At 52.6% G+C, this 13,242-nt stretch carries 13 protein-coding genes; 12 read left to right on the forward strand and 1 reads right to left on the reverse strand.

All coding sequences use genetic code 11. The features are described 5' to 3' along the window. Positions 1–3 precede the first annotated feature (3 nt). Together GQE98_RS02610 and GQE98_RS02615 are read left to right on the forward strand one after the other, a co-directional pair. Positions 4–207 carry a Trm112 family protein gene (locus GQE98_RS02610; RefSeq protein ID WP_161313981.1) on the forward strand — a complete coding sequence of 68 codons (204 nt, stop codon included), beginning with the start codon at positions 4–6 and terminating at the stop codon, positions 205–207. Further along, positions 204–587 (forward strand): gamma-butyrobetaine hydroxylase family protein, encoded by a 384-nt coding sequence (locus GQE98_RS02615; RefSeq protein ID WP_161313982.1) that lies wholly within the window; start codon positions 204–206, stop codon positions 585–587. The genes GQE98_RS02610 and GQE98_RS02615 overlap by 4 nt, the downstream gene beginning before the upstream one ends. Positions 588–594: 7 nt before the next feature. Here the strand turns inward: GQE98_RS02615 and GQE98_RS02620 are convergent, their stop codons facing one another. Further along, positions 595–1,812, reverse strand: coding sequence for a UbiH/UbiF/VisC/COQ6 family ubiquinone biosynthesis hydroxylase (locus tag GQE98_RS02620; protein ID WP_161313983.1), 1,218 nt, complete (start codon positions 1,810–1,812; stop codon positions 595–597). A 79-nt stretch (positions 1,813–1,891) separates the two neighbouring features. On the opposite strand from GQE98_RS02620, the gene GQE98_RS02625 reads away from it, so the two are divergent. From GQE98_RS02625 to GQE98_RS02670, 10 genes are all read left to right on the forward strand, one after another. Then, positions 1,892–3,238: an amidase gene (locus GQE98_RS02625; RefSeq protein ID WP_161313984.1), complete on the forward strand. Its 1,347-nt coding sequence runs from the start codon at positions 1,892–1,894 to the stop codon at positions 3,236–3,238. A gap of 206 nt (positions 3,239–3,444) precedes the next feature. Next, complete coding sequence (locus GQE98_RS02630) at positions 3,445–3,783, forward strand: P-II family nitrogen regulator (protein WP_161313985.1); 339 nt, start codon at positions 3,445–3,447, stop codon at positions 3,781–3,783. A 7-nt stretch (positions 3,784–3,790) separates the two neighbouring features. After that, complete coding sequence (locus GQE98_RS02635; RefSeq protein WP_161313986.1) at positions 3,791–5,119, forward strand: ammonium transporter; 1,329 nt, start codon at positions 3,791–3,793, stop codon at positions 5,117–5,119. A gap of 193 nt (positions 5,120–5,312) precedes the next feature. Next, positions 5,313–6,506 carry an aminotransferase class I/II-fold pyridoxal phosphate-dependent enzyme gene (locus GQE98_RS02640; protein ID WP_161313987.1) on the forward strand — a complete coding sequence of 398 codons (1,194 nt, stop codon included), beginning with the start codon at positions 5,313–5,315 and terminating at the stop codon, positions 6,504–6,506. A 12-nt stretch (positions 6,507–6,518) separates the two neighbouring features. Next, positions 6,519–8,894: a DNA translocase FtsK gene (locus tag GQE98_RS02645; protein ID WP_161314779.1), complete on the forward strand. Its 2,376-nt coding sequence runs from the start codon at positions 6,519–6,521 to the stop codon at positions 8,892–8,894. A 90-nt stretch (positions 8,895–8,984) separates the two neighbouring features. After that, the gene (locus GQE98_RS02650; RefSeq protein WP_161313988.1) at positions 8,985–9,605 is read left to right on the forward strand and encodes a LolA family protein; all 621 of its coding nucleotides are present in this window, start codon (positions 8,985–8,987) and stop codon (positions 9,603–9,605) included. Between the two features lie 63 nt (positions 9,606–9,668). Next, on the forward strand, positions 9,669–10,262 hold the full coding sequence (locus GQE98_RS02655) for a hypothetical protein (RefSeq protein WP_161313989.1): 594 nt from the start codon (positions 9,669–9,671) through the stop codon (positions 10,260–10,262). A gap of 31 nt (positions 10,263–10,293) precedes the next feature. Next, positions 10,294–11,091, forward strand: a complete 798-nt coding sequence (xth, locus tag GQE98_RS02660) for an exodeoxyribonuclease III (protein WP_161314780.1) — start codon at positions 10,294–10,296, stop codon at positions 11,089–11,091. 53 nt (positions 11,092–11,144) lie between these two features. Then, entirely contained in the window at positions 11,145–12,383 is a 1,239-nt protein-coding gene (locus tag GQE98_RS02665; RefSeq protein WP_161313990.1) for an adenylate/guanylate cyclase domain-containing protein, read from the forward strand. 61 nt (positions 12,384–12,444) lie between these two features. Further along, positions 12,445–13,242 (forward strand): SDR family NAD(P)-dependent oxidoreductase, encoded by a 798-nt coding sequence (locus GQE98_RS02670; protein WP_161313991.1) that lies wholly within the window; start codon positions 12,445–12,447, stop codon positions 13,240–13,242.

The following is a 13,242-nucleotide window of genomic DNA, read 5'->3' on the forward strand; positions in this document are numbered from 1 at the left end:
GCTATGCCCGACAATAAGACACTGGCAGTTGATCCGAAACTTCTGGAGATCCTCGTCTGCCCTCTCACTAAAGGCCCGCTCATCTTTGATCGGGAGAACAATGAACTGGTCAGTAAAGCCGCGGGGCTTGCCTTTCCGATACGCAACGGTATTCCTATCATGCTGATGGATGAAGCACGCGAAATTGATGAGACCATAGTGAAATGAGCGGAGAAATTTACGATCAGGCCGGGCGGCCCAAACCAGCTGAGATCCGCCTTAAGAAAGCGGAAAAAGCTCTGATTGTCTCATTTGAAGATGGGAATTCCTTTCATTTGCCTGCGGAGCTATTACGGGTGGAAAGCCCGTCGGCGGAAGTCCAGGGTCACGGGGCCAGCCAGAAACAGATCGTCGCCGGACGCCGGCATGTCGGCATAATGGGACTGGAACCGGTTGGCAATTATGCCGTGCGCATTAGTTTTGATGATTTGCACGACACAGGCCTTTTCTCCTGGGCCTATTTGTATGAACTTGGCCTTAATCAGGAGAGTATCTGGTCAACCTATGTCGATAATCTTGCGAAGGCAGGACTCAGTCGGGACCCATAAATCCTGCTCAGAGGGCCTCGCCGCGCAGCAGCCGTGGCATCTTTCCGACCGTGCCGCGTGCGTGCTCCATAAAAACCCCCTTGAGCTTCGGCATCTTGTTGACCGCGGCAAGACCCAAATCACGCGCCAGTCGAACCGGCGGAAGATCATTTGTGAAGAGGCGGTTCAGCCCGTCAGTAATAGCCAGCAAGACAATACTGTCAAATCGGCGCCAGCGTTGATAATCCTCCAGGACCGTGGCACCACCGATGTCCTGCCCTAGCCGGGCCGCATCGATCACCACCTCCGCCAGCGCGGCGACGTCCCGCAAACCAAGGTTAAGCCCTTGCCCCGCGATTGGATGCATGCCGTGGGCCGCATCTCCAATCAGGGCAAGGCGCAGATCGGTATAGCGCTCCGCCTGATGCAGATTAAGAGGATAGCTCCAGCGCGGGCCAACCACATTGAGTTTGCCAAGATAATCACCAAACCGTTCAGTCATCTCCCGGCAAAACTCGTCATCCGGCAAGGCCATAATTACTTTCGCGCGCTCAGTTGGTTCCGTCCAGACAAGTGAGGAACGATTCCCGGTCATCGGCAATATGGCAAAGGGGCCGGGTTTCAAAAACCGTTCCTGCGCAACGCCATGATGCGGTATTTCATGAGCAATAGTACAGACGATACCCATTTGTTCATAAGACCAACCAACGGTTTTTATGCCGGCCTGTTTTCTTAAGGGAGAATTGCGCCCATCCGCCGCAACAACCAGTCGGGCGCGCACCGTGCCGCCCGATGCAAGGGCAGCGACAACACCGGAGCCATCCCGTGTAATCCTTTTATATTCTTCCGGCGCCATGATAGTCAGTGTTGGTATCTCGGCAGCCCGCTTATAGAGAGCCTCACGCAGATGCCTGTTTTCCACCATATGGCCGAAAGGTTCCTCCCCTAACTGACGGTGATCGTAGTGCAAAAAGAATTTTGAGGGACCGTCCGTAATTCGGATATCCAGCATTGGCTCCTTCGCCTTGACGTGGCCCCAAACACCGCAGGAGCGAAACAGGTTTCGCGAAGCATGGGCAATGGCGGATACGCGACCATCGAATTCAGCACCAACAAGATGCGCTGGTTCCTCTCGCTCCAACACAACAACTTCCAAGCCAGCCGCAGCAACAGCAATCGCGAACGGTAATCCGTTGAGACCGCCGCCCACCACCAAAACATCTGCGTTTACCTTATTTTTCGTCATGCGAACAATTCTCACCGTGTCTCTTGCCACATCTATAATATATGCTTAATTTGATGCCATGACAAAGCTCTGGCACGAAATGACAGCCCTCGAATTGGGTCATCTTATAGGTGATGGATCGATTGATCCAATTGAACTTGCGCAATATTTTCTGGACCGGATTAAAGTTATGGATCCAGAGCGGCGCATTTATGTTCGCCTGACTGAGGGAAGAGCTTTAAACGAGGCGCATGCCGCCTCCATCAGAGCCAAGAACGGCGCGCGCCTTAGCCCTCTGGATGGTGTCCCAATCTCCTGGAAGGATCTGTTCGATACTGCCGGCATCGCAACCGAAGCCGGAACAAGGCTGTACGAAGGGCGCACCCCAACGACGGACGCAGAGTGCCTTACAAGGGCCGCCCGTGCTGGGTTGGTCTGCCTTGGCAAGACGAATATGCCGGATATTGCTTTTTCAGGTATTGGGGTCAACCCCTGGACAGGGACAGGACCCAACCCTTTTGACCGCGAAACAGAACGTGTGCCAGGCGGATCATCAGCGGGCGCAGCACTTTCCGTTGCAGAAGGGCTGGCTCCCGCAGCAATCGGTTCCGATACGGCAGGTTCGGTGAGAATCCCCGCCGCCTGGTGCGGGATTACAGGCCTCAAGACAACGCATGGGCAGGTCTCCCTTGAAGGAGCCGTTCCGCTTTCCTATTCACAGGATACTATAGGACCGCTGACACGAGACATCGCCGATGCGAATATCCTTTATAGCATTTTGTCTGGCCGACCCGCCGCGGACCTCGCCGGAGCGTCCTTGAAGGGCGTGCGAATACTGCGCGCAACCAGCCAGTTCGATAACCTGACCGATCCTGCAATTACAAAACAGGTAAGAAAGGGTCTCGCACTACTAGAGGCCGCAGGGGCCGAAGTGACAGAAGGCCCAGTGCAAGCATTCGATGATGTTGTGGCACTCACAGCCAAACACGGCAGCCCCGCCGCTATAGAGGCCTGCATGATGTATGGAGATCAAATCCGCGCCAATCGGGGCTGTATGTACACCCCAATTGAAGAACGCATCCTTGCGGCCGATAATTTTACTGCGGTCGATGCAGCAGCTCTTTATCGGGGAATGGAGACGCTTACGGCGGAATATCTAGTTCAGACGTCTGGATATGATCTGGTCGTTGGTCCGACGCAGCCGGAACATCCGCCGGCGATAGCACCTCTCCTTGAAAGTGTTGATACCTATTTGCAGGCGACAATGATGTCGATCAGCCTTACACGACTTGCAAATTTATTGCGGTTATGTGCCACGACTCTCCCCTGTGGCCAGGAAAGCGGATTACCGGTCGGGCTTATGTTAATGGCACCAGGCGACGCCGAAGGCAAACTTCTACGTCTTTCATCTGCTGCGGAAATTGCGCTCAAACCCCTAAACGCCTAAATTATAGGCAAAACATCTCATTTGCACGATTTTTAGGCAATAAATACGCCGTACTGCGCCCATTTTTTTGGCACTACCTTCCTAATACATTGATAATAAAACATTTTTTAAAACGAACCTCAACTGGCACGGGTCTTGAAGACTAAACAACCGAAACCGGAGTTTTTCACCCCGGTCAAACAAGACAAGTCAATGAGGTGACCACCATGAAGCTGGTAATGGCTGTTATTAAGCCCTTCAAACTGGACGAAGTGCGTGAAGCCCTGACATCAATCGGTGTCGATGGGCTTACCGCAACTGAAGTCAAAGGGTATGGGCGACAAAAAGGGCATACGGAAATATACCGCGGCGCGGAGTATGCAATCTCTTTTCTCCCCAAAATTAAAATTGAGGTTGCCGTTAGAGAGGATCTTGCCGAGCAGGTGGTCGAAGCAATCGCTGGCGCTGCGAAAACCGGACAGATCGGCGATGGCAAAATCTTTGTTTTCGATTTGATGAACGTTGTCCGTATTCGCACGGGCGAAACCGACGCAGACGCGCTCTAGGAGATTAATGATGCGTACAATGAACTATATGAAATCTGCCGCCGCATCCGTTGCGGCATTCGCTCTTATTGGCGCAGCGCCCGCTTATGCTGCCGTCGATAGTGAAACAGCCTATGTGCTCAATACATTCTCGTTTCTGGTGAATGGCGCCCTCGTCATGTGGATGGCGGCCGGTTTTGCCATGCTGGAAAGTGGCCTTGTCCGGTCCAAGAATACTGCGACCATTTGCCTTAAGAACATTGCCCTGTATTCGATCGCAGGCTTGACCTTCTATCTGGTTGGTTACAACCTGATGTATATGGATGTTACCGGGTTTATCGGGAGTTTTAGTCCATTCTGGGGTCCTGATGACGCAGATGCACTTGCTGGAACCTTCTCCGATGGCGGTTATTCAGCCTCTTCAGACTGGTTCTTTCAAATGGTCTTCGTGGCGACAGCCGCCTCTATCGTATCCGGTACACTGGCCGAGCGGACAAAGCTGTGGTCATTCCTCGCCTTTGTTGTCCTGCTGACTGCAATCATCTATCCAATCCAGGGTTCCTGGGTATGGGGCGGTGGCTGGCTCGCTGAAATGGGCTTCTCCGATTATGCAGGTTCCACTTTGGTGCATTCCGTTGGTGGCTGGGCTGCGTTGACTGGTGCAATTATCCTCGGTGCCCGTAAAGGCAAGTACACAGCTGACGGCAAGGTTAACCCAATCCCAGGTGCAAACCTGCCACTTGCCACCCTCGGCACATTTATTCTGTGGCTCGGTTGGTTCGGGTTTAACGGTGGTTCTGTGCTCGCACTCGGCTCCGCGGCCAGCGTCATTGAAATGGCTAACGTCTTCGCTAACACCAACATGGCAGCAGCCGGCGGCGTTCTCGCGGCGATGGTCGTAACCCAGATCATGTACAAGAAAGTCGATCTGACGTTAGCGTTAAACGGTGCCATTGGTGGCCTCGTATCGATTACGGCTGAGCCTGCAGACCCTACTATCGGCATGGCAATCGCAATTGGCGCTGTTGGCGGTGCCATTGTGGTCTTCGCGGTTCCGCTGCTTGACAAGTTGAAAATTGACGACGTTGTCGGCGCCATACCAGCCCATCTTTTTTGCGGTATCTGGGGTACGTTGGCCGTTGTGCTTTCCGATTCAGAAGCTACATTCGTCACACAGCTGACTGGTATCGTTGCTATCGGCGCCTTTGTCCTTGTCGTTAGCACTATTTTCTGGCTGCTACTGAAATACACCATCGGCATCCGGGCGAGTGAAGAGGATGAAGTTGAAGGTCTTGACAAGGCAGAGCTTGGCCTTGAAGCCTATCCCGAGTTTGGACAGGGATCAAAATCCTTCTAAACCCAACAAAAATAATGGCTGCACGGATCAAGTTTCGTGCAGCCATAATAGTCTAGCCGCCCAAATTCCAGCAGTGTTACATTGTCGGAATTTGGGCATTTTTATGTATCTGGTGTAAGGTACTTGTATACTGCGGGTGATTTATCTAAATTCGAGGGCCTTTTAATCCCTTCGACATCGGTATCTTGCGTATATGATTAACTCCGAACTGTCCCATTTACGTGGTTCCCCCTTCGATGCGCTTCGATCGCTTCTTGATCCGCTGACGCCCGCACAGAATTTTGAGCCCCTTATCCTGACAATTGGCGAGCCGCAGCACAAACCGCCGCAGTTGATGATCGATGCACTACGCGCCAATGAACATCTCTATGGTAAGTATCCACCGGTCGCGGGGACACCGGAATTAAGAGCTGCAATCACTAAGTGGCTAACCCGCCGTTATTCGTTATCCGAAGGCATGATCGAAGCCGATCAGAATATCGCCCCCGTAAACGGCACTAAAGAAGCGCTTTATATGATTGCATCGGTCATTACTGAGCGGGCCGGTCATAATCAAACCAAGCCGGTTATCCTTCTGCCGACACCCTATTATCACGTCTATCATGCGGCAGCGGTGATGGCAGGGGCAGAGCCGATGTTTCTTGCAGCTGGCCCGGATACTCATTTTTTCCCCGACCTCGATGCGTTAGCACCAGAGCTGCTTGATCGCGCATCCGCCTTCTATTTATGCAACCCGTCCAACCCGCAGGGAACAGTCGCTAGCGCGGAATATCTCAAAGCGGCACTTGAACTGGCACGCAAGCATGATTTCATGTTGATCGTTGATGAATGTTATTCCGAGATTTATGATCATACGCCTCCGACCGGCATCCTGGAAATTTGCAAAGAATTTGGAGGATCGCTTGATCACATGCTGGCCTTCCACTCCCTTTCCAAGCGCTCCAGTGCTGCGGGGCTGCGATCCGGTTTTTGTGTAGGAGAGGCATCAATTATCAAAACGTTTCTAAACTTGCGCAATTTTGCCGGTGCTGCTTCACCGCTGCCCGTATGCGCCGCGGCAACGGCATTATGGAATGACGATGACCACGCAGAGGAAAACCGTGCCCTTTATCGGCAAAAATTCGATATAGCCGAGGAAATCTTCGGATCAAGGTTCGGATTTTACCGCCCTGAGGGTGGTTTCTTTCTCTGGCTAGATGTTGGAGATGGCGTCGAAGCCGCAAAACGACTTTGGACAAAAGCCGCAATCCGTGTCCTGCCGGGCCATTTCCTGAGTGTGGCTGGCTCCGATGGTGTAAATCCCGGCGACCCCTATATTCGTGTTGCCCTGGTCGCACCGCCAGAGAACAGTAAAGAAGCTTTAACTAGGCTTGCCAATAGCTTATAGAATGTCCGTATGATGTTTAAATCAAAAGGCTCCAAATCGATTTCCCTATTGCCGAGTGGAAGCGTGGATTTTCTTCACCGGCGGCTGGTTGAACTGGGCGGGCTGTCGCTATTACTGCTGGCGTTAATCTGCATTCTGTCGCTTGTGTCCTACTCGCCGGACGATCCCAATTTCAATCATGCAACAGACAATCCACCGGGCAATTTTCTGGGTCTGGGCGGGGCTCACCTTGCCGACCTGCTACTGCAGACGATCGGCTTTGGATCAGTTGCCCTTATACTGGGACTGATTGCCTGGGCATGGCGCGTGATGTCACATCGGGGATTGCGCTGGGGGTGGGTTCACCTTGCCGTACTGCCGTTTGGTGTCTCCTTTACCTCAGCGACATTGGCAGCGCTACCTGTTGCCGAGAACTGGCCCCTAAACTCGGGTTACGGCGGCATCGTCGGTGAAGTGATTTTCAACTCAATCATCGTTGGCGGTCAGCAGATTGGTCTGGATATTCATTCGGCTCTCCTTGGATCGGTTATGCTGGTTATTGCGATTGCACTTCTTCTTGTATCCTTTGGCGTCTCTAGGCAGGAATGGCGGGTTGTGGGTCTGTCACTTAAGGCTGTTGTGCAAACACTTTTGCTCGCGCCTGGATATTTACGCGACTTCCGCTTCCGGCGTGATCCGGATGTAGAGGAAGATGACGAACTGGATGATGTGGTCACACCACCCAAGAAGAAAAAGACCCGGATCAAAAAAGAGAAAAAGCCGATTATCCGCAAAGCCGTGGAACCACAAATCGAGCAGCGCAAATCCGGAGCCGCCGTTGGCAAAAGGGTCGCGGCTGAGAAACAGCCTGCGCTTGACCTAGGCCCAACCGGTGAGTATCAGCTTCCACCACTTGACCTGCTCTCGCTTCCCGATACCAAGCTGGTGTCCAAACCCGTAAGTGAGGAAGCCTTATCGAAAAATGCGCGCCTTCTTGAATCCGTGCTCGATGATTATGGGATCAAGGGGGATATCAGCCGGGTTCGGCCGGGCCCCGTTGTCACGCTCTATGAACTGGAGCCCGCGCCGGGCCTGAAAAGCTCCCGCGTAATAGGTCTGGCCGATGATATCGCCCGCTCCATGAGTGCGATTTCAACCCGTATCGCTGTTATTCCCGGCCGCAACGCCATCGGCATTGAGCTTCCCAATCAGCGGCGGGAAACTGTGTTCCTACGCGAGCTTCTCTCGGCCGCGGCTTATGAGAGCACGAATTCAAAACTCACCCTCGCGCTCGGTAAAGATATTGGCGGTGATCTGGTCGTTGCTGATCTCGCCCGAATGCCGCATCTTCTCATCGCCGGTACAACGGGCTCGGGTAAATCCGTTGCCGTAAACACCATGATCCTGTCGCTGCTCTACCGGCTATCTCCGGATGAATGCCGCTTTATCATGATCGATCCGAAGATGCTGGAACTCTCCGTTTATGATGGCATCCCGCATCTTCTGGCCCCGGTGGTGACCGAACCCGGAAAAGCCGTTGTCGCGCTTAAATGGGCGGTGAAGGAGATGGAAGACCGTTATCGCAAGATGGCCGAACTCGGCGTCCGGAATGTCGATGGTTATAACCAGCGTATCCGCGAAGCCCAGAAAAAAGGGGAAGTGCTGAAACGCACAGTGCAAACGGGATTTGATGCCGCCTCCGGCGAGCCCGTATTTGAAGAACGCGCCCTCGATACAGAGCCGCTACCGATGATCGTGATCATTGTTGATGAGATGGCCGACCTGATGATGGTCGCCGGCAAGGATATCGAAGTGGCAGTGCAGCGCCTCGCCCAGATGGCCCGCGCGGCCGGGTTGCATGTGATTATGGCAACGCAACGACCATCCGTTGATGTTATCACCGGTACGATCAAGGCCAACTTCCCGACCCGGATCAGCTTCCAGGTAACGTCCAAGATTGACAGCCGGACAGTGTTGGGTGAACAGGGGGCTGAACAGCTACTCGGCCAGGGCGACATGCTCTATATGCCGGGCGCCGGACGCGTGCAGCGTGTCCATGGTCCCTTCGTATCCGATGAGGAAGTCGAGCAGGTTGTCAGCTTCCTGAAATCGCAGGGCGAGCCGAACTATAAGGAAGAGGTCACCGAAGAGGATCAAGGCGATTTCGATGGCATGATGGGCGGTGGGTCCGGCGGAAATTCTGGTGATGAGCTTTATGATCGTGCTGTAGAACTTGTCTGCCGGGAGCGCAAAGCGTCGACCAGTTTCGTACAGCGCCACTTGCAAATCGGGTATAACCGCGCCGCCCGCATTATTGACCAGATGGAAAAGGAAGGCGTGATCGGTTCGGCCAACCATGTTGGTAAGCGTGAGGTGCTGGCACGAGATATCAACGACCGGGAGCGCTAGACCGCTGTCAATCTACTGGCATTTTGTCATGCACTTCCCATATCAGGGGGAGTAACCCGGCAACCAAAACCAAACCTGAAGTGAGACGTCATGCGATTATTACAAAAAACAGTCTTTTTCTCGCTTGCGATAATGATGACCATGATGTCTGGACCAACCCTTACTCTTGCGGCACTGGAGGCGGAGGATCAGGCGCAAATCGCGCGTGTCGAGGCGTATCTTGACACCATAAAAACAATGCGGGCCGATTTTCTACAGATCGACTCCGCAGGTGGCATTGCCGAAGGCGCGGTATATATGCGAAAACCCGGCCGGATGCGCTTCGAATATAAGCCGCCCGCGCAAATTCTTGTTGTTGCGGATGGGCTCTGGCTGGTGTTTCACGACAAGGAGTTAAAGGAGACGACACGGCTGCCGCTGTCGGCAACTCCGGTTAGTATCCTGCTTAAGGAAGATGTTAAATTGAGTGGCGATGTTACAGTCACCAAGGTGGAGCATGATGCCAATACCCTGCGGATTACCATTGTCGACACAGATAATCCTGACGAAGGCAATATCGTCCTGATTTTCAGCGATAACCCGCTTCAGTTGCGCCAATGGCTGGTAACTGACGCTCAAGGTCAGGTTACGAGTATCAGCCTCGGCAAGGTCGAGAAAAACATCAAGTTGAAAGCTGAACTCTTTACCTTCTTCGACAGCGACTACGAATAAGTATGAATTGACACTCAAATCCATGTTACATAGGCCGGCATGCTGATTAATCGAGAGACCAATATGGATTATGATGACGATTTCGATGAAGACCTACCTGATATCGAAGATTATCCAACGTTAGTATCTGTTGTTCGTTTTAATAAACTTATCCCCTCTATTCCCTGGTTCGCTGAAGTAGGCGAGCCGTTGCCAAGGGAAACCATGGCTACAGCCCGAGATTATATGGACACCCTTGGGTTTCCAGATGCCTTTGTTGCCGAGGTGGAGACTTGGGAAGATGCCGGCTTCGCTGCCAGTAATCCTGAATTTAACAGCGAATGGTGGGAAGCGGAGGAACAGCTTCGCATGGGATTGACGACAGCGGCGCTCGAGCTCATGAGCGAGGAGGATCTCAATCTTGCCCTTACCCATGTCTCGGCAACGGCGTCCGAAACAGTCTCCGCTGCAGTAGAATCCATGGCGGAAGATGCCGGTATTGAGGATCAAGAACTGATCCGTGCAGCAATCGGCTCAGCCGTGCAAAGCTGCCATCAGGCCGCTCTTGTCCTTGCGGCCGGAGAAGAAGACACTCATCCCTTCGCCCTTAAATACAAGCTGTTTGAGCAAGGGCATTGGCCAATTGCCATCACGGGCAGCAGTTTTAATATATTCTGAGAGTAATCAAGAAAGTATTTTAATGAACGATCTGCGCCTAGTCACCTGGAACGTCAATTCTGTCCGGGCTCGCCTTGCTCATGTCGAGCAGTTTGTTGCGCAAAACCAGCCCGACATTCTCTGCCTTCAGGAAACCAAGGTGACTGATAACGAGTTTCCCCTCAAGGCCTTTGTAAAAATGGGGTTTACGCATCATGCTATCGCAGGACAGAAGAGTTACAATGGCGTTGCCATCTTCTCTAAACTGCCATTCGTCCCGTCACAATCCAAGTCATGGTGCGGCAAGGATGACAAGAGACATCTGGCCGTCACCTTGGAAAACGGCGTGGAGTTGCATAATTTTTATGTGCCTGCTGGTGGCGATATTCCAGATATAACGGTGAACGATAAGTTTGCGCATAAACTCGAGTTCATGACGGAGATGACCGACTGGTTTACGGAACGTAGGTCAGAGGACAATAAATTAATCCTTGTGGGGGATCTTAACGTTGCGCCTTTCGAGACTGATGTCTGGAACCACAAACAACTTTTGAAGGTCGTCAGCCATACGCCGATAGAAGTTGAACATATGGAGAGAATCTTTAGTTCGCACGATTGGGTCGATGCAATGCGCCATTTTGTGCCGGAGCCGGAGCCTCTATTTTCCTGGTGGAGCTATCGCGCACGGGACTGGCGCGCATCAAACCGGGGGCGGCGACTCGACCATGTCTGGGTAACGCCAGCCCTAAAACCCCATTTAAAGAATATGGAAATCACCCTCGACGCCCGAGACTGGGAAAAGCCCTCGGATCATGCACCCGTCGTTGTTGATTTTTCAAACCTCGCCTAGACCTTCCGCTGCATGGGCTTGTCCTTGCCGGTGATTAGCTGGATAATCCATTGATGAGCGGAGACAAAAAACCTGAGGCTCCATCGCCGCGATTTGCGATGGATGCAAGTTTGGGAGATTCGGAGCTATCCCACCGGCTTCTGGTGCTTTGTGCGACGATGATGGCGATACCAGCTTTTTTCTGGGGCGGTATCTATGCCTATTTCGGGGAATACAAAGCTGCTGCCATTGCCTGGGCCTTTACAGTCATCTCCATTGCCACCTTGTTTCTTTTCCGCAAGGCAAAAGGCTATCGCCTTCTCCGGGAGAGTCAGCTTTTCCTCACCCTCATGCTTCCCTTTCTGGTGATGCTAGAGCTTGACGGGTTTATCAATTCTTCCGCCGTCATTGTCTGGTCCTTGATCAGCCCCATGGGCGCGTTGGTTTTTGCAAGCCGGAAGACGGCGATATATTGGTTCGTCGCCTTTATTTTTCTGATTCTCATCGGCGCCGCCATCAATTATCACGCTCCCGCATTGGAAAAGGGCTTGCCCCCCGAATTGGTTACAATCCTTTTTGTGATGAATTTAAGCGGGGTATCCATTGTTGCGTTTATATTGCTCGTCTACTTTGTCACCCAAAAAGAGAAGACATACAGCCTTTTGGAGATGGAACGGGGGAGCAGTGAAAATTTGATCCGTAACATGCTACCCGAAGCAATAGGCGAGCGGCTGAAACAGGAACAGCGCCCAATCGCAGACCGGCTCGACAATGTCACGATCCTCTTTGCGGATATATCCGGGTTCACCAGCTACGCAATGAACCGTCCACCGGAGGAAGTTGTTTCCCTACTGGACAGGATTTTCTCGCATTTTGACAATATTATCAGTCAACATGGGCTTGAGAAGATCAAAACCATTGGCGATGCCTATATGGTCTGTGGTGGCCTTAATGACGATGCAAAAGCCGGCGCGAACGAGGCCGCTGCCTTTGCCCTCGAAATCATGACGTATGTTAAACAACTGGCTCAGGCATCGCCCGAGCCACTTGGCCTCAGAATCGGGATCAACACAGGGTCGGTGGTTGCTGGCGTCATCGGCCATAGCAAATATTCATACGATATATGGGGTGATGCTGTGAATATCGCCGCGCGACTCCAGCAAACGGCAAGGACCGGCGACATTCTAATATCCGAGAAAACGGCGCAATTACTCGAAAATGCATTCACGCTGAAGCCTCAAGGCGAAACCGGACTGAAAGGCCACACCCCCGTCGTGACCTATACCTTGCTCTCCAAATCAATCGGCGGTTAAGGCTTGCTCGAGGCGAAAGCTTGCGGCAAAGTCAGAATATAATAATAAAAGGGAGGGAAATATGGCAACGGTATTGCCAAACGGCCGCCGTTTGGAAGGAAAAATCGCCCTCATTTCAGGAGCTGCTTCGGGAATTGGAAAAGCAACAGCGGAACGGTTCGTGCAGGAAGGCGCAAAAGTCGCTCTCTCTGATATCGATCCGGATAGGGGCGAAGCCTTAGCCCGAAGCCTGAACAAAGCGGGCGGAGAAACCTTCTACCAGAACTTGAATGTAGTTAATCCGCAGGAATGGCAAGCGGTCTTGGAGGCGGTTACGGTCCGCTGGGGACAGCTGGATATCCTGATCAATTCTGCGGGTATCGGGCGGGCAAAGGGTCTTCTTGAGATGGACTATGATTTCTGGCGCCAGACTATTTCCATTAATCTCGATGGAACATTTCTAGGAACACAAGTCGCCGTAGCCAGCATGAAAGAGACAGGTGGCGGCTCAATCGTCAATATCTCATCCGTTCTCGGCTTTGTCGGTATGTCCAACATCTCGGCTTATTCCGCCAGCAAAGGCGGCGTCAGGCTGTTTACAAAAGCAGCAGCCATTGAGTGCGCTGAAAAAGGGTACAATGTACGTATTAACTCGGTCCACCCAGGCTATATTGAAACGCCAATGGTCATGCGACGGTTTGATAAAATCGCAGAGACGGAACGGGAGGTAGAAGAAACAAGATTGAAACAGGCACACCCGATGGGCCGTCTCGGCAAGCCGGAGGAAATTGCCTCCATGATCCTCTACCTCGCGTCCGATGAGGCCGGGTTCGTGACGGGTGCTGAATTTGTTGCAGACGGGGGATATCTGGCCCAATAA

The organism is Sneathiella litorea (assembly GCF_009882915.1).
Lineage (GTDB): Bacteria > Pseudomonadota > Alphaproteobacteria > Sneathiellales > Sneathiellaceae > Sneathiella > Sneathiella litorea.